The organism is Dyadobacter sp. SRI_021 (genome assembly GCF_057586235.1).
The window spans coordinates 72,273-95,308 of the sequence record NZ_JBYCZM010000011.1; the positions used below are offsets into that span (position 1 = coordinate 72,273).

The 23,036-nt window shown below is 49.7% G+C and carries 23 protein-coding genes; 10 read left to right on the plus strand and 13 right to left on the minus strand.

Annotated features, from left to right (window positions below):
* Positions 1-88: 88 nt before the first annotated feature.
* The 3 genes from rpsI to AC2YIT_RS26500 form a co-directional block, all read right to left on the minus strand.
* Entirely contained in the window at positions 89-475 is a 387-nt protein-coding gene (rpsI, locus tag AC2YIT_RS26490; protein WP_015812950.1) for a 30S ribosomal protein S9, read from the minus strand.
* A gap of 3 nt (positions 476-478) precedes the next feature.
* The gene (gene rplM, locus AC2YIT_RS26495; RefSeq protein WP_487281200.1) at positions 479-922 is read right to left on the minus strand and encodes a 50S ribosomal protein L13; all 444 of its coding nucleotides are present in this window, start codon (positions 920-922) and stop codon (positions 479-481) included.
* 125 nt (positions 923-1,047) lie between these two features.
* Complete coding sequence (locus tag AC2YIT_RS26500; protein ID WP_487281201.1) at positions 1,048-1,743, minus strand: hypothetical protein; 696 nt, start codon at positions 1,741-1,743, stop codon at positions 1,048-1,050.
* An 18-nt stretch (positions 1,744-1,761) separates the two neighbouring features.
* Here AC2YIT_RS26500 and AC2YIT_RS26505 point away from each other — a divergent pair, with 18 nt between their 5' ends.
* The 6 genes from AC2YIT_RS26505 to AC2YIT_RS26530 all read left to right on the plus strand — a co-directional run bounded on the left by AC2YIT_RS26505 (position 1,762) and on the right by AC2YIT_RS26530 (position 5,748).
* On the plus strand, positions 1,762-2,514 hold the full coding sequence (locus tag AC2YIT_RS26505; protein ID WP_487281202.1) for a 3-keto-disaccharide hydrolase: 753 nt from the start codon (positions 1,762-1,764) through the stop codon (positions 2,512-2,514).
* A gap of 65 nt (positions 2,515-2,579) precedes the next feature.
* Positions 2,580-2,822, plus strand: coding sequence for a hypothetical protein (locus tag AC2YIT_RS26510; RefSeq protein ID WP_430850053.1), 243 nt, complete (start codon positions 2,580-2,582; stop codon positions 2,820-2,822).
* Positions 2,819-3,232: a type II toxin-antitoxin system VapC family toxin gene (locus tag AC2YIT_RS26515; protein ID WP_430850055.1), complete on the plus strand. Its 414-nt coding sequence runs from the start codon at positions 2,819-2,821 to the stop codon at positions 3,230-3,232. The genes AC2YIT_RS26510 and AC2YIT_RS26515 overlap by 4 nt, the downstream gene beginning before the upstream one ends.
* Entirely contained in the window at positions 3,229-4,032 is an 804-nt protein-coding gene (locus AC2YIT_RS26520; protein WP_430850057.1) for a Rossmann-like and DUF2520 domain-containing protein, read from the plus strand. Before AC2YIT_RS26515 ends, AC2YIT_RS26520 begins: the two co-directional genes overlap by 4 nt.
* Positions 4,033-4,096: 64 nt before the next feature.
* Positions 4,097-4,618, plus strand: coding sequence for a KdsC family phosphatase (locus tag AC2YIT_RS26525; RefSeq protein WP_487281203.1), 522 nt, complete (start codon positions 4,097-4,099; stop codon positions 4,616-4,618).
* Between the two features lie 11 nt (positions 4,619-4,629).
* Positions 4,630-5,748 carry an acyltransferase family protein gene (locus tag AC2YIT_RS26530; protein ID WP_487281204.1) on the plus strand — a complete coding sequence of 373 codons (1,119 nt, stop codon included), beginning with the start codon at positions 4,630-4,632 and terminating at the stop codon, positions 5,746-5,748.
* Here the strand turns inward: AC2YIT_RS26530 and AC2YIT_RS26535 are convergent, their stop codons facing one another.
* Positions 5,749-6,579: a polysaccharide deacetylase family protein gene (locus AC2YIT_RS26535; protein ID WP_487281205.1), complete on the minus strand. Its 831-nt coding sequence runs from the start codon at positions 6,577-6,579 to the stop codon at positions 5,749-5,751.
* A gap of 44 nt (positions 6,580-6,623) precedes the next feature.
* Here AC2YIT_RS26535 and AC2YIT_RS26540 point away from each other — a divergent pair, with 44 nt between their 5' ends.
* Positions 6,624-7,844 (plus strand): metallophosphoesterase family protein, encoded by a 1,221-nt coding sequence (locus AC2YIT_RS26540; RefSeq protein ID WP_487281206.1) that lies wholly within the window; start codon positions 6,624-6,626, stop codon positions 7,842-7,844.
* A 109-nt stretch (positions 7,845-7,953) separates the two neighbouring features.
* Here the strand turns inward: AC2YIT_RS26540 and AC2YIT_RS26545 are convergent, their stop codons facing one another.
* The 5 genes from AC2YIT_RS26545 to AC2YIT_RS26565 form a co-directional block, all read right to left on the minus strand.
* Positions 7,954-8,340, minus strand: coding sequence for a TraR/DksA family transcriptional regulator (locus tag AC2YIT_RS26545; protein ID WP_106595637.1), 387 nt, complete (start codon positions 8,338-8,340; stop codon positions 7,954-7,956).
* A gap of 190 nt (positions 8,341-8,530) precedes the next feature.
* The gene (locus AC2YIT_RS26550) at positions 8,531-9,511 is read right to left on the minus strand and encodes a pyruvate dehydrogenase complex E1 component subunit beta (RefSeq protein ID WP_430850067.1); all 981 of its coding nucleotides are present in this window, start codon (positions 9,509-9,511) and stop codon (positions 8,531-8,533) included.
* Between the two features lie 208 nt (positions 9,512-9,719).
* Positions 9,720-10,595, minus strand: a complete 876-nt coding sequence (locus AC2YIT_RS26555; protein ID WP_430850069.1) for a transglutaminase family protein — start codon at positions 10,593-10,595, stop codon at positions 9,720-9,722.
* A complete protein-coding gene (locus AC2YIT_RS26560; RefSeq protein WP_487281207.1) occupies positions 10,585-13,137 on the minus strand; it encodes a circularly permuted type 2 ATP-grasp protein in 2,553 nt (850 codons plus the stop codon). The genes AC2YIT_RS26555 and AC2YIT_RS26560 overlap by 11 nt, the downstream gene beginning before the upstream one ends.
* A gap of 27 nt (positions 13,138-13,164) precedes the next feature.
* Positions 13,165-16,587, minus strand: coding sequence for a transglutaminase family protein (locus tag AC2YIT_RS26565; RefSeq protein WP_487281208.1), 3,423 nt, complete (start codon positions 16,585-16,587; stop codon positions 13,165-13,167).
* Positions 16,588-16,902: 315 nt separating this feature from the next.
* Here AC2YIT_RS26565 and proC point away from each other — a divergent pair, with 315 nt between their 5' ends.
* Together proC and AC2YIT_RS26575 are read left to right on the plus strand one after the other, a co-directional pair.
* Positions 16,903-17,706 carry a pyrroline-5-carboxylate reductase gene (gene proC, locus AC2YIT_RS26570; RefSeq protein ID WP_430850075.1) on the plus strand — a complete coding sequence of 268 codons (804 nt, stop codon included), beginning with the start codon at positions 16,903-16,905 and terminating at the stop codon, positions 17,704-17,706.
* Between the two features lie 86 nt (positions 17,707-17,792).
* Positions 17,793-18,704, plus strand: coding sequence for a 2-oxoadipate dioxygenase/decarboxylase family protein (locus tag AC2YIT_RS26575; protein WP_487281209.1), 912 nt, complete (start codon positions 17,793-17,795; stop codon positions 18,702-18,704).
* On the opposite strand, the gene AC2YIT_RS26580 is transcribed toward AC2YIT_RS26575, so the two are convergent.
* Genes AC2YIT_RS26580 through AC2YIT_RS26590 form a run of 3 tightly spaced genes read right to left on the minus strand, consistent with a single transcriptional unit; the run spans position 18,701 to position 21,235 of the window.
* Positions 18,701-18,997 (minus strand): DUF2442 domain-containing protein, encoded by a 297-nt coding sequence (locus AC2YIT_RS26580; RefSeq protein ID WP_223400718.1) that lies wholly within the window; start codon positions 18,995-18,997, stop codon positions 18,701-18,703. The genes AC2YIT_RS26575 and AC2YIT_RS26580 overlap by 4 nt on opposite strands.
* Positions 18,997-19,260 carry a DUF4160 domain-containing protein gene (locus AC2YIT_RS26585; RefSeq protein WP_291200876.1) on the minus strand — a complete coding sequence of 88 codons (264 nt, stop codon included), beginning with the start codon at positions 19,258-19,260 and terminating at the stop codon, positions 18,997-18,999. The genes AC2YIT_RS26580 and AC2YIT_RS26585 overlap by 1 nt, the downstream gene beginning before the upstream one ends.
* Positions 19,261-19,297: 37 nt before the next feature.
* Positions 19,298-21,235 carry an SGNH/GDSL hydrolase family protein gene (locus AC2YIT_RS26590; RefSeq protein WP_487281210.1) on the minus strand — a complete coding sequence of 646 codons (1,938 nt, stop codon included), beginning with the start codon at positions 21,233-21,235 and terminating at the stop codon, positions 19,298-19,300.
* A 101-nt stretch (positions 21,236-21,336) separates the two neighbouring features.
* On the opposite strand from AC2YIT_RS26590, the gene AC2YIT_RS26595 reads away from it, so the two are divergent.
* Positions 21,337-21,621 (plus strand): hypothetical protein, encoded by a 285-nt coding sequence (locus tag AC2YIT_RS26595; protein WP_291200882.1) that lies wholly within the window; start codon positions 21,337-21,339, stop codon positions 21,619-21,621.
* 131 nt (positions 21,622-21,752) lie between these two features.
* Here AC2YIT_RS26595 and mraY read toward each other — a convergent pair whose 3' ends face one another.
* Positions 21,753-22,967, minus strand: coding sequence for a phospho-N-acetylmuramoyl-pentapeptide-transferase (gene mraY / locus AC2YIT_RS26600; protein WP_223400721.1), 1,215 nt, complete (start codon positions 22,965-22,967; stop codon positions 21,753-21,755).
* Positions 22,968-23,036 lie beyond the last annotated feature (69 nt).

The window sequence follows — 23,036 nt, forward strand, 5'->3', positions numbered from 1 at the left end:
CTGGACAATTTTCAGTTGAAAGTTTATGAGTTTAAAGTTCAAAGACAATCTTACATTGAACTCATCGACTCTAAACTTTGAACCATTCTTAACGTTTCGAGAACTGGAACCTTCTGCGTGCCTTAGCGCGTCCGTATTTCTTACGCTCAACCATACGTGGGTCACGGGTAAGGAATCCTTCTTTTTTCAATGCGCCACGGAATTCGCCGTTGTATTGAACCAGTGCACGTGAAACCGCCATACGGATTGCTTCCGCCTGGCCTGAGATTCCACCGCCTCTTACGTTTACTTTGATATCGTAACCATTTCCACCTGAGATTGTCGCGAACGGTTGTTGCAACACGATCTGGTGTACTTCAAATGGGAAATATTCTTTGTAATCACGACCGTTTACTTTAATGTCGCCTTTACCGGGTGTAAGGTAAATACGAGCAACGGCTGTTTTTCTTCTACCTATTGTGTTGATCACTTCCATGAATTACAATTGGATTTGCTTTGGTTGCTGTGCGCTGTGCGGGTGTTCTGCGGCAGCGTAAACAAACAGGTTTGTAAATAAACGACGTCCCAAACGGTTCTTTGGAAGCATGCCTTTTACGGCTTTCTCGATCACACGCTCAGGGTGTTTTTCGAGCAACTCGCGAGGAGTTTGAAAACGTTGACCTCCTGGGTAACCTGTGTGGCGAACATAAATTTTGTCCGTCATTTTCTTACCTGTCAACTTGATCTTATCGGCGTTGATAACGATAACGTTATCACCACAATCCACATGAGGAGTGTAGCTTGCTTTGTGTTTGCCTCTGATAATCTTAGCAACTTCGCTGGCCAGACGACCAAGAACTGCATTTTCAGCATCCACAACAATCCACTCCTTGTTTACTGTGTTTTTGTTCGCCGAGATGGTTTTGTAGCTTAACGTATCCACGATTAACAAAAAATTAAATTGATTTTCAATAATTTACACTGTAACAAGACAGTCCATCGCAAAATGGGAGTGCAAATATAGAGTTTAACAAATTGAATTACAAGTATGTTTGTGAAATTCATTTGTCAATTGCCTAATCCAAAGGCCAATGCGACGTATGGAAGGCCGTAAAGTTTGGACACATGTCGCTGGTTGTTATCGAGGTAAACGTTGAAACCGTCGCTTTTTTTTGTAGTATACGTAAGTCGGGTATAAGTGTAACCGAGCTTCACACCCACCCTCCGGGTTGCCATCAAACGCACAAATGCTTCCGACTGCCCGGTGTTCCTGCGCAGCGCTAACGGCAATGCATTGAAGAGCGTGGGCTTGCTGGCTAGCCACTGATTATAATGGGGCGTACCGTTTGTGGGAACATTCTTCTCATAATACGCGTGCCTTTTCGAGCCGTAAGTCAGCCCGATCAGATCGGTATTCACACCAATATCGAGTTTCCAGAAACTCACGTTCACACCTGCGATAAAGCTGAGCCCGTTGACAGAAACATCCCGGTACTCCAGATAGTCCTTGATACCCGCAATACGCTCGGTGTAAAGGTTTGCCCTACCGCCGTAGAGCCCCCATGCCCTGAAACCGACACCAATCCGCAACCAGGGTAACCGCTGCGAACCTATTTCCTCGTGATACATCATAGAGGGTGCCCACGAGTTGCTCCCTAAACTGGCACCGACATCCACACCGCCAGCAATCGGGGAAGTATATTGTGCGTGTGTGGAAGTGGCATTCAGTAACAAAATGATCAAGAGTCCTTTTAAAATTTTCATGGCTGAACCCATAGTTAGATGATGAATACTACAATAATAACTCATACCCAAAAGAAATCGCGGGTTATCCGTTTGCAAGCGGTTATATTGCTACTCTGCGGATTATGCGGCAACAATTTGCTCGCGCAAAGCACCGGTCAACTGGCATTCGTTCCGCTTTTTAATGGTAAGAACCTGAACGGCTGGGTCGATGTGAATACCTCCAAAGAAACCTGGAAAGTCAAAAACGGAACATTAATATGCTCTGGCAAACCGATTGGCGTCATGCGCTCTGATCGGCAATACGAAAACTTCATCCTTGAAGTAGAGTGGAAACATATGGAAGCCGGTGGCAACTCGGGTATATTCATATGGAGCGAAGGTACCCCTCAGGAACACGACCCGCTCACCAAGGCCATTGAAGTACAAATGCTCGAACTCGAATATGCCCCGCAGCACAATGCAACCGAAGACTACGTCCACGGCGAGCTCTTCCCCACCATGGGCATGACCGCCATTCCCGACAACCCGCGCGGCATCCGCAGCAAATCCCTGGAAAAGCGCTGCAAAGGCAAGGGCGAGTGGAACAAATATGTGGTGGTGGCCGTCGACGGCACTGTCAAACTGTCCGTCAACGGCAAGTTCGTCAACGGCCTCCGCGCCTCCGAGCGCAAGAAAGGCTACATCTGCCTCGAAGCCGAAGGCGCCGAAATCCATTTCCGCAATATGCGCATCATGGAGCTGCCCGGCGGCATTACCACGCCGGAGCAGGTGGCGCCGGTGGTGGATTGAAGGCACTGGAATGGGTTATGTATAGACAAAATATTATATTAGCATAATAACTAACTGAAAATGCCATGCAACAAACATTTCAGGTAAATGCGTCGGATCTTGATGACGGTTTTATAAAATCGGTTCAGGACATTTTTGGTGACAGAAAATTGAAGATCGTAGTCGAAGATATTGCGGAGAGCAATGAATACAAAGACGCTCTCTTGGACAGCTTATTCGGCAGTTGGGAAAGTGAGGAAACTGGGGAAGAACTTGTAAAAATGATATATTCGAGTCGTAGTGATTCACCCAGGGACATTGAACTATGAGTCAATACCTATTAGATACCAATATTTGCATACACTATTTGAAAGGAGACTTTGACTTAAGAAAGAAGGTTCGTCAAATCGGTCGTATTAACTGCTACATCTCCGAGATCACCATTGCAGAACTTTTATTTGGTGTTGAAAATAGCTCGCCGGCCAGATATCAAGAGAACCTGAAAAAGGCTCGCAAATTTGAACTGGCCTTTTCCGCCCAAACTTTACCAACTGTTACTGGTTTTTCTATTTATGCCAAAGAAAAGGCAAGATTAAGAAGAAGCGGCCGGATTATCGGTGAATTCGATCTGCTGATTGGCTCAACCGCGTTACGATACGGCCTTACCTTAGTCACTCGCAACACAAAAGATTTTGCAAACCTGGCTGGCATCCAGCTTGAAAATTGGATAGATAATTGAAAATCTCCTTCATAGGCGCTGGTAATGTAGCCTGGCATCTGGCGCAGGCGTTTGAGGATGCGGGGCATTGGATTTGCGAGGTGTATAGCCGCGACACGCAGAAAGCGCGTCAGCTGGCTTCTTCCTTATATGATACCAATATCCAGCCCGATCTCAATTTCTCGGAAAGTGAAGCCGAAGTGATCGTAATCGCCGTCACGGATGACGCTATCGAGAGCGTAATCCAGCGCATTGTGCTGCCCGAAGGCGTAATCCTTGTGCATACGTCGGGCACACGCTCTCTGGCTGAATTTCAGAAACTTGTGGAGATTTACAGCGACGTATATGTCCACACGGGCGTGTTCTATCCTTTACAGACATTTACAAAGGACGTCGAAATGGATTACAGCGAGCTCCCGTTCTGCATCGAGTCGCGAAATGAGCTCATTGAAGGGAAATTGATGCAGCTGGCATCGAGCGTGAGCGATAATGTCACCCGCATGGATTCCGACGAACGCTTCATTCTGCATGTGGCAGCCGTCTTTGCAAGCAATTTCACCAACTACATGCTCACGATCTCCCACGATCTCCTCGAACGCGAACAGCTCAATTTTGACCTGCTGAAACCGCTCATTCAAACCACTATTTACAAGGCCCTGGCTTCCGACGATCCTTCAATCGGCCAGACCGGTCCGGCGCGGCGAGGCGACTGGAAAACCACCGCGCGCCATCTCGAATATTTACAGGAAACCAACGAGGACTACACCGAAATATACCGCCTGCTCACCGACAAGATCCGCAACCTCTACATTTCAAAATAATCAGTAGCCGCATCGTCACGAAAAAAGTTAGGCTATATTTGCAGGATTCACAATTCGCCTATTCATGGATTCGACTTTAACGGAACGTTTCAAGCGCATTACTACCTTTATTTTTGATATTGACGGCGTCATGACCGACGGTAGCGTCATTGCCCTCGAAACCGGCGAGCAGCCCCGCATTTTCAACGTGCGCGACGGTTACGGCATCAACCGGGCGATCAGAATGGGTTACCGCGTGGCGATCATCTCCGCGCAGAGCCAGGTAGGCGTCCGGAAAAGACTCGAATACCTGGGTGTTACCGATATCTTCATCGGCACCTCACCGGACGGCAAACTGCCCGTTTTCAAGAAATACCTGGCGGAAACCGGCCTCGCCGAAGACGAAATCGTATTCATGGGCGACGACCTGCCCGATTACGAAGTGATGCGCACAAGTGTAATGGGCGCCTGCCCGGCCGACTCCGCCGACGAGATCCTCGCTATCGCCGACTATATTTCCCCTAAAAACGGCGGCCGTGGTGCCGTTCGCGACCTGATTGAACAGGTGATGAAAGTGCAGGGAAAATGGATGGCCTGGTTTGAATAAAAAGCTTGGTGGTGGACAAGAAAAAGCGCTATTTCCCGAACCTGAACGGTATCCGTGCTATTGCCGCATCGCTGGTGGTATTTCACCACCTCGAACAGGCCAAGCACGCATTGGGCATTGCCAATGTGTACGATATGCCCATTATCCAGCACGCCGGCCGACTTGGCGTGGGGCTGTTCTTCGTATTGAGCGGCTTTTTGATCACCTATTTGCTCCTCGAAGAGCGCGGCAGGTTCGGTAATGTCGACGCGAAGAAGTTTTACCTCCGCCGCGTATTCCGCATCTGGCCTATCTACTTCCTGATCATCGGCCTGTCGTTTTTTGTTTTCCCGCACATCCCGATTTTCTATTATCCCGGCATTGAAGAAAAGCTCACGGTAGACCTGTCCGAGCGCCTCACGTTGCTACTTTTGGTACTGCCCAACTTTGCATTCGTCCTCTACGATCTGCCCTATTGGTGCGCCCAAACCTGGTCCATCGGCGTGGAAGAGCAGTTTTATTACCTCTGGCCATGGTTGATCAAATACCCCAAAAAGCGCATTCCAATACTCATTTTCTTCCTCGCACTGACGGCTGGTTTGCTTTATATCGGATTGGAAATGGCCGATCCATCGGAAGAAACGCGCAAATCCATGATTACCACCTTCCTGGGCCAATTCCGCATTCAAACAATGGCTTTGGGCGGGTTGTGCGCGTGGCTGGTTTATAATGATAAATTGAAATTCCTGAACTTCATTTTCCGGAAAGACGTTCAGATTGTCGCGTATACAATCCTACTCGCTTTGTTCTTCTCCGGCGTCCATTTCTTCGGGTTTTTGGAAGTATATGCGCTTTTCTTCGCATTCTTTGTGCTGAATGTGTCGTGCAATCCCAATACGATTGTGCATTTAGGCCACCCTATCATGAATCATTTAGGGAAGATTTCTTACGGCCTCTACATTTATCACGTAGCGGTGATCGTGGTCATTATTAACCTGTTCACAATGTATTCGCCGCAATGGGAAGGTCCGGTTTATCAGATTCTGCTTTATGTAGTAAGCTTCATCGGCTCGGTGGCGGTCGCTACTTTCTCTTTTAATTATATTGAAAAACCACTCCTCGCGTATAAGGACCGCAAGTTCGGCCGTTAACTATTTCTTCACTTTCGGCAGTTCCGACATCGTGTAGAATTTCAGTTTCTGCTGATCCGCCTCACGCAAAACCGCCGCCAGAAAACTGACATTGAAACCATATTTACCATTCTCCGGCGCACTATACAGCGGCTCGTGCCCGAAAACCATCAATGCAGTGCCATTTTCCTTCGCTTCCTGAATCGCCTCTCCAACCTCCTCTTCGGTCACCTCGTCGTAATCGATCATCAATGCATCCACTTTCTGCTCTCCATCGAATGCATAGTAAATCGCATTCATCCAACGCGGCGGCCATGCGTAGAGCTGAAAGCCTTTAAATTTTCTCCTCGAAATAGCCACATCGCGTAAAATTGTAAACCCTTTCGCCAAAAGCACCGAATCGACGCGATCATTATGGTTTCCGCCGGGATGCGCGTAGGAAGTGGGTTTGAAACCTGCCGCATGCATGTGGCGCAAGCCTGGTTCCAGTTCGGTTTCAATATATCCTTTCGGTCCGCCCGCGGCCATGAGCTCCGTAGATTTCGCATGCACTGTTCCATGGAAACCGATTTCATGGCCTTCTATTTCAAGTTGTTTCAGCATCGCTATTTCTTCCGTATTCAAGCTGTCCGGACAGGTAATGAAGAAGGTCGCTTTGGCATTATATTTCTGAAATAATGGCCTGAGCTGATACCATTCTTTGATAAAATGATCGTCGAATGAAATGGCAATACCGCCCGCATCGGGCTTCCCGGATGGGCTTCCACAGCCCCAAAATGCGCTCACCAGCGCGAAGAGCAATAGCCCACCTAACCCGTTTAATGCACTGGAAGCGATTTTAATGTATTTCAAAACTTCGGAAATGATCTGTTATTTTCGCTAAATTAATGACACGGATGAAAATACTGCACACCGCCGACTGGCATATCGGCAAAAAGCTCGACAACTTTTCCCGCCTCGACGAACAGCGCCTCGTCCTCGAAGAAATTTGCGAAATAGCGGAACGCGAGGCCGTCGACGCGATCGTCATCGCCGGCGATCTGTTCGACAACTTCAATCCGTCGTCCGAAGCGACTGAGCTTTTGTACAGCACATTGCACCGCTTGTCTGCTAACGGCACCCGCGCCGTGATCGCCATCGCCGGCAACCACGATTCCCCCGAGCGCATACAGGTACCCGACGCGCTTGCGAAGGTTTGCGGCATCCTGTTTGTCGGCTTTCCCAATACGGAAGTCAAACCGTTTTGCACACAGGGGCAAGTCGACATTATTAGAACCGCTCCGGGATTTATTGAAATCAAACTGCCTAATGCCCCCTTCCCCCTGCGCGTACTGCACACGCCTTACGCGAACGAACAGCGTTTGAAAACATTCCTCGGCGTGGAAGAGTCGGAAGAAGCATTACGCATTCATTTACAGGAGCATTGGCAAAATCTGGCCGACCAATATCTCGATGACAAGGGCTTTAACCTGTTGGCCACGCATTTATTCGTGATGCAAAAAGGCGGCCCCATGCCCGAAGAGCCCGACGACGAGCGCCCGATCCTGCATATCGGTGGAGCCCAGGCCATTTACACCGAAAACTTCCCGAAACAGGTGCATTACATTGCATTAGGCCATTTGCACCGGTTTCATCAGGTGGATAAGGTGCCTGCGCCATCCGTGTATTCCAGCAGCCCGCTGGCTTACAGCTTTTCGGAGGCCAATCAAAACAAATATGTGATATTGATTGAAGCGGAAGCCGGGAAACTAGTCGGTTATAAACCCATAGAGCTCCTGAAAGGCAAAAAGCTGCGTCGCAAGAGCTTTCACAGCATTGATGAGGCCATCGAATGGCTCGGCGAGCATTCGGAAGATTTAATTGAACTGACTATCGTTTCCGATAACTATCTCGAAGCTTCCGACAAAAAGCGGCTTATGGAAGCGCATTCTGGCATTATCCAGATCATTCCACAGATTAAGAAGAGCGAGGTAGCGGATACGTCGTCCGAAGTCGATCTCTCGCTGAGTATAGAAAAGTTATTTCAGGAGTATTTCAAATCCAAAAACAAAGGCCAGGAGCCCTCCGAGGGCTTAATGGAAGTTTTTCGCGAGGTGCTGGGAAGCGAAGCGGAGTAGCAAGAGCAAGCAATGGCGCGAAGGTCTCCATGCTTTGCACCATCGCAAAAAAAGCGGGCTATCCCATTTGGAATAACCCGCTTTCTGTCCTATTTGGTCTTGATGAATGTCAGCTAGCTCTTTTCAGCTTCGCCTCAATAGTCTGCTGTGTATGCGGTACAATGCGCAGACGCTCTTTCGGGATCAGTTTGCCGGTGTCGATGCAAATGCCGTAAGTACCGTTTTTAATGCGGATCAGCGCGTTTTCGAGCTGTACCGAATATTTTTGGAGACGAGCGGCCAACTGGCTCAGATTTTCGCGCTCACTGGCATCTGCCCCATCCTCCACAAGCTTGGCCGCGCCGGCTGTTACGTCCGTGCCGCTATCGTTCTTTTTGCTCAAACCTGTTTTAATGTATTCGAGCTCACTTCTTGTCGCTTCCAGCTTCCCACGGATCAGCTCTTCAAACTCCTTTAATTCTTCCTCTGAATATCTTGTTCGTTCTTCTTGCATAATCTGAATTGATTTGTTAGTCTACATCAAGGAGCGTTCAAAGCACAAAAGTACTAGTATTCTGCCTATTTCGGAATAGTATTTAATTAATAACCACTTTCAAATGAGAAACTTACTAACGCTGACATCAGGGGCTATAATCAACAAAGCCAAAACCTGGATCGGTAATGGCTTTGCTGAGAATCTCCGAAGATTATTTATAAAGCACCGATTTCACGGCCTCCACTGTGCGCTTCACGCTAGGCAGGATCTCCTCGATCAATGTTGGCGCATATGGAAGCGGTACATCACGGCTGTTCACACGGATCACCGGCGCGTCCATATAATCAAATGCATGGCGCTGGATGTGGTAAGCGAGTTCCGAAGAAATAGCAGCCAGTGGCCAGGCTTCCTCGACCACCACACAGCGGTTGGTTTTCTTAACAGATTCAACTACCGTTGCGTAGTCAATCGGGCGAACGGTGCGCAAATCAACCACTTCCACATCGATACCTTCTTTTTCCAGTTGAAGCACCGCCGGCATTACCACGCGGGGGATCATTTTACCGAAAGAAACGATCGTAACATCTTTACCCTGGCGTTTGATATCAGCCTTACCCAGTGGAATAAGGTATTCTTCCTCAGGAACAGCCATTTTATCACCATACATCACCTCCGATTCCATGAAGATCACCGGGTTGTTGTCGCGGATAGACGATTTCAAAAGACCTTTCGCGTCGTAAGGGTTCGAAGGAACGACCACTTTCAGACCCGGCGTGTTGGCAAACCAGTTTTCGAAGTTCTGCGAGTGCTGTGCGCCGAGCTGACCTGCATTACCGGTCGGTCCGCGGAACACGATCGGGCAACCGTACTGGCCGCCTGACATCGAAAGAATCTTAGCCGCGCTATTGATGATCTGATCGATCGCCACCAGCGAGAAGTTGAATGTCATAAACTCGACGATCGGGCGCAGGCCGTTTCCCGCAGCACCTACCGCAATCCCCGCAAAGCCAAGCTCCGCGATGGGTGTATCGATCACGCGCTCAGGGCCGAACTCATCGAGCATTCCCTGACTCGCCTTATAAGCACCGTTGTATTCCGCAACCTCTTCCCCCATCAAAAAAATACTCTTGTCAAGGCGCATCTCTTCCGACATAGCGTCGCGAATGGCATCTCTAAATGCTATTTCTTTCATTCGTAATTCTGATAATTATTAATTCTTAGAAGAAACCACCGCAGCATCATTGCATCTGACACAGACCGACCTGCGTGGTTACATTAAAAGAGGTTTTGTAAACTTATTTCAAAACGATCTGGTAAAATTAGGCAACACCGGCCAATTCTCAAATTCTTTCCCGGAACCATTCTGTTAAAAAATGGGGTAAATGCGGCCCGTTTTGGTATTAAATCGGGATCACGTCCACTTCTACTGAAAGTGTGTGTTTTCCGTAGCTGAAAATAATGCCTTTCAGTGGCGGCACATCGCTGTAATCACGGCCCCAGGCAGTGATTATATGCCTTTCTCCCGGTACCACATTATTAGTCGGATCGAAATCGCACCATCCGTAATCGGGGATAAACACTGAGATCCAGGCATGCGAAGCGTCGGAACCTTGCAACTTGGGTTTTCCGGGCGGCGGTAATGTTTCGAGATACCCGCTCACATATCGCGCCGCAAAACCGAAACTGCGGATACAGGCAATGGCCAAATGTGAAAAATCCTGACAAACGCCCTTTTTAGCAGCTAACACCTCTTTAATAGGTGTATTCACCGTCGTAAAATCGGGCACGAACTTGAATTCGGTGTAGATCTTTTTGCAGAGTTTCGCTATGCATTCGTACAAAGGCGCATTGTCATTGAAGCAATCGCTGGCGAATTCCCTGACCTCGGCGTCCCATTTCACCAGGGGGCTGGGCAATGTGTATTCCAAAACCGAAATTTTCGTCGCACGGTCGCTTGTGAGCCGCTGCCTGGCCTCTCCGCTGGTAACCGACGACGGAATGAACAGCGAGCCTGTACGCTCTTTCAAACGTTCCACAATGGCTGTCGTGAGCACCGTCAGCGTTTTATGGGGTGAGTGCAAGGAAAAATAATGCGTGGTATTACCGTAAAAATCGACGCGCTCACTGATTTGCGCCGGTTCCGGGGTGATTTTAATGCTGAAATCCTGGCAAAGCTGGTCGGGTAGCGTGCGTGGCGTGAGGCACACCAGGCTGTGGTAGTTGTTCACAGCCTCGGCGTATTTGTATTCGGTTTTATGGATCAGCTTATACTTCATCCGTATCGTAGTCCATCGGTTCAAAAGAGTGGTGTATCAAGGTGTGACTGAAATACTGGTTGGTAAGATAAATGGATACCGAACTCACCAGCCTTGCAACCTCTCCAAGCAGGGTAAAGAGCTCGTCCCGCTCGTCATCAGCATTACATTTCGTCAGATCCGGAATATTCGAAAGTTTGATCAGCGTCGAAGCTTTCAATGCGAGCTTTTCGGCCTCGTTCAGCCTTTCCCCATGTGCGGTAGCAGGCAGTTCCGCCAGGTTTTTGCCCAGCTCATCAAGCATATAGGTCAGCGAATAAGGCAAGCGCGGTTCCAGCAAAATCATATCCAGCATGGCCTCCACGCTCAAATGCGACTTATAAATTTGCCGGTAATTCACCAGCATATGGTGGTTGATCAACGTCGCCTCGATCAGCTCATTCTCCACCGCAGCCGAGCGCCCCACACCAAAATTCGACTGGATCACGCTGATTCTCGATAGTATCCTTTCGATTAGCTTCCCCGTTTCCAGCAGCAGATAGCTGTTGTCCCGCGGCATGCTTTCGGCGATTACCCCCAGGAACGTGAACATATTATTGAATAGGCCGTCGAGTGTGCGCTGGATGTTGGTACTATTCATGTATGACGCATTCCGGATCTCGTGGTAACCGTTGTCGATCAAATCCACAATGCGCCAGATTTCCAGCTCCCATTGGTTCCTCACCGCACCGACGGCATTCAAAAACGAGCCAATATTCGAAGCGACAGTCCCTGCGCGGCAGTTGTCGGAAATCAATGCGATGATTTCCCTGTAAGGGTCATTCAGTTTTTCATCTCCGTCCAAAAACCCGGGATAGGTCGCCGAGACGTGCGTCAGCGATTGCAAAAGCACTTTAATGTGCTCCTGCTTTGCCGATCCGCCAAAGTTGCGATCGAGGTTGAGCACATTGATGGTAATGTTCATAAACTTGATCACCGCCATTGTCCGCTCGCAGTACCGCCCTACCCAGAAAAGATTTTCGGCGCTTCGGCTCGGAAGTGAAACGTGCTTGTTCACCGCGGCAGGAGTATTCAGGACAATGCGCTCCTGCGGCTCGTCGGATTTGTCGGAAACGATCCAGGTGTCTTTTGAAAAGCCTCCCTGCTGGTTGGAAATCACAAACCGGTCCTTCACCGCCGAGCTCCGCGTGAGTCCACCCTGCATCACGTGGTAACCGTTTTCATCCGCCACCAGAAATGCCCGCAATGCCGCATAACGCGGCTCTATCGCGCCGTTAATCAAAGAAGGCGTCGTGGAAAGGCTCACCTCCTGCTGAGCGATAAAATCGTGCGGCCTCTGGGCGATCATCGCTTTCAGCTTGGCTTTTCCTTCATCGGTCAATGTCCGGCCATAAATCGAAGCAAATTTGGATTTCCGATTGGCCTTTTTGATGATCAGCTCACCGATATTGTCGAGCACGTAGGTAAGTTCTTTCTGATGCCCGCACCACCAGGTGGCGACGTTGGGCATAATCAGCTTTTCTCCCAGAAAATACTGGCATATATTCTCCATGAATGCGAGAAAAGCATGGTTTTCCAGCACACCCGAGCCCGGCGGGTTCATGACCTGCACATTACCAAGGCGGATCGCCTGCAAAAGCCCCGGTACACCAAGACGGGAGTCCTCCCGCAGTTCCAGCGGATCGCACCAGTCGTCGTCCACCCGTCGGACGATCACATCCACTTTTTGCAGACCATCAATGGATTTCAGCCACACGCTCCCGTTGCGCACCAGCAGGTCGTCGCCCTGCGCGAGCGTGTAACCCAGGTACGAGGCCAGATAAGCGTGCTCAAAATAGGCTTCATTGCCGGGCCCCGGGGTAAGATAAACGATATTGGGGGCCTCGCGGGTTTTGTCCGACAGCCTGAGTACCGTGTTTTGAATGCTGTTAAAAAAAGGCGAAAGCTTGCTCACATACATACCGTCGGCCAGTTCGGGCAACAGCTTGCTCATCACAATGCGGTTTTCAAGCGTGTAGCCCGAGCCGGAAGGCGCCTGCGTGCGGCTATCGAGCACCCACATTTGTCCGTCCGGTCCCCGCGCCATGTCGGCTGCGAACAATGTCAGCTGCCGCGGGCCAGGTACTCTGATATCAATGCAGGGCCGTAAAAATCCTGTGTTTTCAAAAACGAGTTCCGCTGGGATAACTGCGTCCTTCACCAGGTTTCTGGGCCCGTATATATCCTTCAAAATGAGGTCGAGCAATATGGCCCGCTGCTGTAAACCTTTCGAAATCTTATCCCACTCGCGGTGCTCGATCAGGAACGGGATCGGGTCGAGCTGCCAGGGGCGGTTCATGCCGTCGGGACTGCCGTAGACATTGTACGTCACACCATTTTCCCGCAGTTTACTGATAATCTCCTGATTACGGTTTTGAAGCTCCCCGATGCCCAGCTTTTCCAGTGTGGCGAAAAGCGCCTGCCAGTGCGGCTTCAATTTTCCGTTGGGATCCAGCACCTCGTCGTAAGAAGTCAGGCCGGCTTGATAGGATTGTAACAGATTCACGGAAGCCTCGGTAAGCATATTCAATGTCAGGGTTATACTGCAAATCTATCGCGATTTCCAGAATTTGCGTAAATCCAGCGTATTGGGATACTCCGGATTGATCAGTTCGATCGGGGTGTCGCTGCGCATTTCCTTTTTCGTTTCGGCTACAAACCGGGAAACGCCCGAAGCCGTCTTCTCCACCACCGGCACCTCGCGGGTAGCCGATGGCGTATGTCCGAATCCCTGGAAAAGGCTGATTTTGCGCGACTCGGCCTCGAATGCATTGACCGGATAAGTATCAAAACTGCGCCCGCCGGGGTGCGAAACGAAATAGGTACAGCCACCCAATATACGGTTATTCCAGGTATCCACAATATCGAAAACCAGAGGCGCATCGGCCCCGATAGTAGGGTGCAATGCCGACGGCGGGTTCCAGGCTTTGTAGCGGATGCCCGCCACATATTCGCCTTTAATCCCCGCGCTCCGCAGCGGCACGCGGCAGCCGTTGCAGACCAGGATATGCCTTCCCTCCACAAAACCGCTCACTTTTACCTGTAACCTTTCGAGCGACGAATCCACAAACCGCGCTGTGCCCGCATTCGACAGTTCTTCCCCCAAAACATGCCACGGCTCGATGCCCAGGCGCAATTCCAGCTGAATATTGTCGACCGTAATACCGCCGTAATGCGGGAAGCGGAATTCGAAGAACGGGTCGAACCACGAAATATCGAAGTTGTAGCCTGCCGCTTTCAGGTCGTTCACGACATCCACCATATCGAGGTAGGCAAAGTGCGGCAGCAGGAAGCGGTCGTGGAGCTCGGTGCCCCACCGGATGAGTTTATGTTTGTAAGGTTCTTTCCAAAACTTCGCGATGAGCGCGCGTATGAGCAGCGTCTGCACGAGGTTCATATGCTTGTGCGGCGGCATATCAAATGCCCGGAATTCGAGAATACCCAACCGCCCGCTCGACGAATCGGGCGAATACAGTTTATCCATGCAAAACTCGGATCGGTGGGTATTGCCTGTGATGTCCACCAATAAATTCCTGAAAATGCGATCGACCATCCAGAAAGGCACTTCGCCGTGTTCGGGGATCTGGTCAAATGCAATTTCAACCTCGTAAAGGCGCTCGTCGCGGCCTTCGTCGATGCGCGGCGCCTGGCTGGTAGGGCCTATGAACGGACCGGCAAAAAGGTAACTCAATGCCGGATGGTGCTGCCAGTAGGTCAAAAGACTGCGTAGCAAGTCGGGGCGGCGCAATATCGGGCTATCGGCCGGTTTGGCACCTCCAATGGTGACGTGGTTACCGCCACCCGTACCGGTGTGCCGGCCATCGACCATGAATTTGTCAGTTCCCAGTCGGGAGAAGAATGCTTCTTCATATAAAGCGCTGATATTATCTACCAGTTCCTGCCAGTTTTTCGCAGGGTGGATATTCACTTCGATTACTCCCGGGTCGGGCGTAACGATCAGCTTCTGCACCCGGTAATCCGATGGTGCCGGATATCCTTCGATCCGCACCGGCATTTTCAGCTTCGCGGCAGTGGCTTCGATGGACGCCATCAGATCGAGGTAATGTTCCAGGTAATCGGTCGGTGGCAGGAATACGTAGATAATGCCGTCGCGCTCCTCGACGCAAAGTGCGGTTTTAATCACCGGGACGTCGAAAAGCAGGTTATTTCGGGCTTCTTCCTTCTTTTTCTTTGAATCCTCTTCCTCGTCAACCGGCTGTACATTTAAAGGCAGTTCATAGGCCGGCGCAACGGAACCATAGCGGGCCTGCACAATAGGCTGATAATCGGCCAACGCGGGCAAATCCTCAAACGGGCTACGCTCTATCGGCTGTTCACGGCGCTCTTTGGCGATTTCAGGCAAGGAATTCAACGGCAAACGGTAGCCCATCGCTGAATTACCGGGTATCAGGAAGCAGTTACCCCGGCGAAACTGCCAGGCAGTACTCGCCCAATGCTTCCCGCTTCCCTCCCATTTGACCGGAATCACGAATCCGGCGGGGTTATTCAAGCCTTTTTCGAGCAATTTCGCCAGTGTCCTGCGTTCGACGGAATCTTTGAGATTCACTTTCAATGGGTCGACATTCACCGGTAGCTTACCTTCTTCCATGGCCCAGTAAACAGGGTCTTCATAGGCCGGTGTAATGTTATTGGTATCGATCCCCAAGTACTTGGTCAGTTCATTTGTAAAAATCTCTGCATCGCGGAATGTATATTTCGTCTCCCCCTCTTTGGCTACCAAGTCATCGTTTTTCCACATGGGAACACCATCATTCCGCCAGTACAAGGCATATTGCCAGCGCGGGAACAACTCGCCCGGGTACCATTTTCCCTGACCGAAATGCAGCAGTCCGCCATGTGCAAAGCGGTTTTTAAGCCGCAACGAAAGATCATAGGCCAACTGCCGCTTCAATGGCCCGTCGGCAGCGGTGTTCCATTCGGCCGATTCGTAATCATCTATGGAAATGAAGGTAGGCTCGCCACCCATCGTGAGGCGGACATCGTTTTCCTGCAAATCCTTTTCCACATCATAACCTACCTGCATCACCTGCGCCCATTGTTCTTCGGAATAGGGCTTGGTGACGCGCGGGTCTTCGTGAATGCGGAAAACCTTGTTATCAAATTCAAAAGTCACTTCTGCAACGTCGGTAGCACCTGAAACCGGAGCTGCGCTGGCATAATCCGGCGTGCAGCAGAGCGGAATATGCCCCTCGCTGGCAAAAAGTCCGGAAGTCGGGTCCAGACCGATCCATCCCGCACCAGGCACGTACGCCTCCGTCCACGCGTGAAGGTCGGTGAAATCGGCTTCAGGCCCGGATGGCCCGTCGAGCGACTTGATATCGGAAGTAAGCTGCACCAGGTAGCCCGACACAAACCGCGCCGCGATGCCCAGATGCCGCAGGATCTGCACGAGCAGCCACGCCGAATCACGGCACGATCCGCTTTGGATCGTAAGCGTCTGTTCGCAGGTCTGCACGCCCGCTTCCATACGAATGTTGTAATTAATGGCCTTGTACAGTTCTTGATTGAGGTACACCAGGAAATCGACTGTTTTGATATCCTGTTGAATATTCAGTTTTTGAATAAAATCCATCAAAAGCGGTCCTGCTTCCCGCGGTTCAAGGTAAGGCCCCAGCTCCTTTTCCAGGGTCGCCTCATATTTGAAAGGATATTTATCCGCATAATCCTCCACAAAAAAGTCGAACGGGTTGATCACCTGCATTTTCGCGATCACCTCCACGTCGATGCTCAATTCTGTTGCCTTTTCGGGAAAAACAACCCGCGCCTGGTAATTTCCGAACGGGTCTTGTTGCCAGTTGATGAAGTGATTTTCGGGCGTAATTTTCAGTGAATAGCCCTCGATCGGTGTGCGCGAATGCGGCGCAGGACGCAACCTGAAAATATGCGGTGAAAGTGAAACACTCCGGTCGAACTTATATCTTGTTTTGTGCGAAATAGCAACTTTTATAGCCATAATAGGAGTATTACAATAAAATTAGATAATTTGGCAGGCAGGGACATATCAAATTCTAAACAAATGCTTTGCGCTTATTTTTCAAAATATAAAGCAGGAGTAAATCACCAAAGCAGAATATTATTTTTTTAAATATTTCTTCATCCTGCTCAGTCCCCTTCTATTATCCGCAAAGCTAAGGAGTGTGACAAAGAACATGCCGCTTCCCGGTCGGATTCATCATTAATTAATCTGCAAGCTCGCGCAGGACAGATAATTCCTTAAAAGTTACGACATTCGCCAAAATCCTTACAATACCATTAGTTTAGTCCAAAAATGAAAATTGCTATCATCGGCTGCGGCAACATGGGTATGGCCTTTGCCCGCGCCTTCCTGAAATTTGACCTCGTCAAAAACCAGGACTTTTTACTGGTTGAGAAAAGCACCGACCGTATGGACAGCCTCACGAGCTTCCAGCCGGGCGTGATCACCGGCGTGATCGGACCGCAGATCGGCGAATACGACCTGATCATCCTTTCAGTGAAGCCGCAGGATTTCCTTTCGGTAGCCGGCGCCCTCAAAGAAGTCATCAAGCCCAGCCAGGTAGTATTGTCGATTATGGCTGGTGTCACGATAGAAGGCATTCAGAATGCGCTGGACCACAAAGCGGTGATCCGCGCGATGCCTAACACGCCTGCAATGCTGGGAATGGGCATTACTGCTTATTCTGCATCACCGGAAGTGGATATTCATCAATTACGCAAAATAGAAAACCTCATCAATGCGACCGGCCGGTCGGTATTCCTTGAAGACGAGGAACAACTGAATGCGGTGACGGCATTGAGCGGCAGCGGTCCGGCTTACTTTTTTTATGTCGTAAAAGCGATGATCGAAGCCGGCAAGCAAATGGGCTTCGAGGAAAACGTGGCTGCATTGTTGGTGAAACAAACCATGTTAGGCTCCTATCACCTGATCAACACCGCCGATAAATCGCTCGACGACCTGATCAAGGCGGTAGCGTCCAAAGGCGGTACCACCGAGGCTGCATTGCGCCAGTTTGAAGCCGGTGAACTCGATAAAACGCTTGAAAAAGGCATTTTTGCCGCGCAGGTGCGATCGGCAGAGTTGTCGAAAGGATAGATTATCAGCTTGATCGCGAGGCTGTCCGACGGTTTCTCCGGTCAGGCTGACACTCAAACTACACTAATCATCAGACTTCAAAAAATATGGAAACATCAGCCAGCAAACTCGCCACTCTTGATATTGTTCTGAACGGATTAATGCGCCGCTACAAAGAGCGCGTGCCCGACGTGGGCATTATCCTCGACGCGATGGTAGCGGATGACGTCGTTAAAAGGGCTGACGATATCGAAAACGACCATATCGCATTCCGTACAATGGGCGTACCTCAGCTGGGCGTACAATCCTTCGAGAAAATATTCCTGCATTACGGCTACGAAAAACGCGACCATTATTTTTTTGAAGGTAAAAAACTCGACGCCTGGTGGTACGCCCCGCCGCGGGAGACCGATCCGCGCATCTTCGTGAGCGAGCTCCGCGTAGGCGACCTTTCACCTGAGAGCCAACGTATCATCCGCTCCTACACCGACGAAGTTACCAGGGATCCCGTCGATTCCCTCGACCTTGACAATGGCGAAGCCGTGGACGCATTCCTGCACCAGCCGCTGTGGCGCACACCGACAGTTTCGGACTACCAGTCGCTGCTTAAAGAAAGCGAATATGCGGCATGGGTGATTTACAACCGCTATTACCTCAACCATTTTACGATCAGCGTTCATAACCTGCCGAAAGGCTACAACACCGTCGCGCAGTTTAATGATTTCCTGGAAAAGCACGGCATTAAGCTAAACACTTCCGGCGGTAAAATCAAAGTAAGCCCTGATGGTGGGTTACTGCAAAGCGCTACCGTTGCGGAAATGCTGGATGCGGAGTTTGCTAATGGCGAAAAGCTGCGCATTTCCGGCTCTTATGTGGAATTTGCGGAGCGGAAGGTACTGCCGGATTTTGCCGATCTCCCGGCCGGCCAAGTCAAAAGAAAACATCGCCGCGATGGTTTCGAAGCAGGGAATGCGGATAAGATTTTTGAGAGTACTTATACTACGCAGACGGGGCGCTAGGCCGGAGTTGAGTTTTGGAAAAGGACGTCCGGGCAGAAATCGAGCGGCGCAGGAATGATCTTACCATCATAATCGACCATTTCTGCCAATCCATCCCAGTAGATCGTACGCCCGTCGGTTTGAGCCTGCTTGAAAGTATTCCTATCGAGAATTTTCTTGAAAATGCTTCCTTCTTTTTCAGCATATTCTTGAAGAAAACTGCCGAAATCGACCGATCTGACGATTCCATCAGTCCAGAGTGCCTTGATTACAAACGGCTCGATTGACAATATTTCTTTAATTCTCGGATTCATTATTGCAGTGGCCTGATCTTTCGCAGCCTTCCATTATCCTTCTGGGACTCTTCGTAATTCAAAAACAATTCATCCCTATAAAGTTCCACCCACGCCTGAATCAACCTAACCTGTTTACGAGGCAAATCTCCGACAATTACATTGCCCGTCTCGATCGAAAATTGTGCTTCCTGGCCCCCATATTCTGCGTGGAAATGCGGCGGCAGGTGATCTTTGAAATACATGTAAATAATGATTCCGAAAAAGCGCGAGATTTCAGGCATATCATATCCATTTTAGTGTGTGAAAACTGCATGCTATTTACTCATTTACAAGCAAATGCACAACCCGGAGCGCATTCCCCTCACTCTTCTCATTTTTCTCCGTTGAAATCGTCAAATGCAGCTTGTGCTTACCTGTTGATAATTCATCGGCCAGCATGAGATACCAGGGCAAATGCAGCTGATTACTCCAAGGCGTGTAGGTATCGAGCGTTTGCGGTTTTTTGCCGTCGATCGTGTAGGTGATTTTGCCAGCGTCCGGACCTGAAATGATGGCGATTCCGACGCCGCGCCCATTGAATTCGAAATCCAGCGAAGACCCGGCGGTCTCGCTCACCAGCATCGGTACGTTCACAAAGCCCGGGCGGGTAGAGAACTTCACCTTCGGTTTCCAGTCGGGATTGAGCGTGAATCCTTTGAGATTTTTAGCTTCTTCCAGCTTATGGTAGCTCCCTTTCTCGTAGCTAAAACGGTCCATCGCAGCGGGAAGCTTTATAGCACCAGTGGCAGGAGATTCCATTTTCAGCATTTCCTTGATGGTTTGGGCATAGATTTCTTGCCCGTAGGGAGACGGATGCAAATCTTTAAAATCATACTTCCAGGTGAATTCGCCGGCCTTAATACGGTCGTATACTTCTCTTGCCAGGTTAATGTAAACAGCGCCATAATATTTCGCGACGCGCTCGTGCACGCCTACCTCCACAGGCTGCCTGCCCGCATCGTAGTCGTCATTCTTTTTCGGCTCGGCGAAGGCCATCATCACCACATTTGCACTGGGATTAGCGGTATACATTTGCCTTAAAATACCATCCAATGCCCTGACTTGTGCCTTTTCACTGAAACCATTTCCCCGGTCATTCACGGCCGCCTCCAAAAAAAGCAAATCGGGTATTCCTTTGGCGAGTACGTCGCGACTGAAACGCATCGAATGCGGTGTGCTGCCCAGCGATGGAATGCCTGCAGCGATGAATGTAAATTCAGTCTCCGGAAAATGCTCCTGCAAATATTGGGAAGTTTTGTCGCGCCAGCCGGGGTTGTGAGTAATAGAACCGCCGAGGAATGCAACCGTGCCCTTCTTCATGGTCCTGAACTTCTCAAATGCATTACCCAGGCCTTTGTTCAGCGTAATGTACGGCGTGTGAAGCAGCGGCTTTTGAACCGGTACGCTGTTTTCTTCGATAAAATTGGCAAATAATTCGGGATGCTCGATCGGGAAATGGTGGCCTTCGAGCGTCTGCTCGCCGCGCGTCATCGGGTACACGCTCACAGGCCCGCCTAATGCGAGGTAATTTTTTACTAACAGATCTGTGTTCTCAGCTACGGGTACTAGCTCGTCCTTCAAGCCTACCACATGCACGATTGGCACTTTGTAGGAAGCTAAACCGGCCAGGTCGTTCAATGGAATGTCAGTGAAACTGCTGGCTTGCTCTTCCGTCAGGTTAAAAATTTGCCTCCACGCTTCCCAATCCTTGGGCGAGCCTTTGCCCTTTCCTTTGCCGCCCGGCCAGCTTTTCGGATCGGCGACGGGAGCTTCGGCGTAAATGCAACTTACTTTATCGGGATTACGTTTCGCCCAGCCGTACACATACAACCCGCCACGGCTCACACCTTCCAACGCCACTTTCGGGGCGAAATGCTTTTCTTTTACGAGGTAATCGTAAAAAGCGTCCCACACCTGCATCGCTTTCGGATGGGCGAACATGTCGTTGGTGTTGACGTACGCCACATGAAACCCTCGAGTGAGCAAAATACTGTCCATATCGGTGTGCCACGCGGGGAAATGTGCCCGCCACACCCACGGGTTGCCGTCAATCGCCTTTTTAGGTTTCACATACCACGCATTGCGGCCCTGAAACGTGAATTCTACCTTTTCAAAACCTTTCCAGTGGGTCGTTTTTTCGGGGGCTTGAGCTGAAATATTGAGGGCTGACAGCGTGAATACCGCCATCAGAAGCAATGCAAATCTTTTCTTTTTCATAGTTTTCAAAAGCACATTTTTCCGCCGTTTTACCGCCGGGCACATTTGCTTTGGTATGATATTTTAAAACATTTACCCGAAAACAATCTTGAAAAAGACTTATGGATAAGATCGAAAAGTTTAAGACCATGGAGAAAATCCTGCGTGAGATCGAGGATTTGAAAAACAGCGAGACTGCCGTGATCAAGAAGATTGGTCAGATTGAAACAGAAAACATGAATGTCAACGTCCAGAACCTCGACAAGTCATTGAACGAGATTTACGACGGTGTCTATAAAAATCTCCAGAATGTGGAAAACCTTCAAAACTCTTTCACCGAAACCGTCGCAGATTTCAAAGAAAAGAACAAGATCACCGATGAGATGTTACTTGAACTAAGAGAATAAATTACCCCGATATCATCAGACTAAAAACCGCAAAAAGCTCCGATTCGCATGAATTGGAGCTTTTTGGTTGATGGGAAGATGGAGGAAAGGGACAAGACAAGGGTCGACTAAAAGAATCCCTTTTCTCCCCTCTATCGTAACTTTAACGTAGCCAATGTCAAAATCGCCAAAATGATACCGACGATCCAGAAGCGTGTTACAATTTTCGCTTCGTGAATGCCTTTTTTCTGGTAGTGATGGTGCAGCGGCGACATCAGGAATATCCTTCGTCCTTCGCCGTATTTCTTTTTGGTATATTTAAAATAACTGACCTGTAATATCACCGACGCATTCTCGACAATGAAGATCCCGCACATGACCGGGATCAGCCATTCCTTGCGGATCGCCAGTGCCACTACCGCGATCACCCCTCCGAGCATCAAACTGCCCGTATCACCCATAAATACCTGCGCAGGGTACGCATTGTACCATAAAAACCCGACACAGGCCCCTATAAACGCCGCACAGAATATTACCAGCTCTCCCGAATTGGGGATGTACATGATGTTCAGGTATTGCGAGAATTTTGTGTTACCCGACAAATAGGCCAGCACGCCGAGCGTCAATGCGATAATACCCGACACACCCGCTGCGAGGCCATCGATACCGTCGGTAATATTGGCGCCATTGGAAATCGCGGTGATGATGAAAATCGCAATAATGGTGTAGATAACCCAGGTATATTCTTCGGGCAGCCAGCCGAAAAGCAGCGCCTTGTAGTCGAATTCGTTGTTCTTGATGAACGGAATGGTCGTTACCGTCGGATGGATAATGTCGCGGTAACGCTGCACTTCGCCCAGGCTGGAACTCAGCACAGGCTGGTCATAGACCCGTATTTTGACATTATCGTTAAAAGAAAGCGTAATACCGACGATCAGCCCCAGGCCTACCTGGCCGACGATCTTGAAACGCCCCGCCAGTCCATCTTTGTTGTTCCTGAATTTTTTCAGATAATCATCCAAAAACCCGATTCCTCCTGTCCAGACAGCCGTAATGAGCAGCAGAACGATGTAGACATTACTCAATTTCGCAAACAGCAAAACGGGGATCAGCAGCGACGCAAGGATAATAAAACCACCCATGGTAGGCGTTCCCGCTTTTTCCATCTGGCCTGCCAGTCCAAGGTCACGGATCGACTCGCCCATTTGTTTTCTCCGCAGCAGATTTATGATCGACTTTCCGTAGGCAGCAGCAATAAACAGCGACAAAACCGTCGCCCCTAATGCCCTGAACGAGATATACTGGAATACCCCGGCCCCGGGAATGTTGAATTGTTTGTCTAAATAATCGAAGAGATAATAGAGCATGAAAAAGCGTGTTGGGATGACGGCTGCAAAATTGGTTTTTTTAATAGACTACGCCAAAAGCATAGTGAT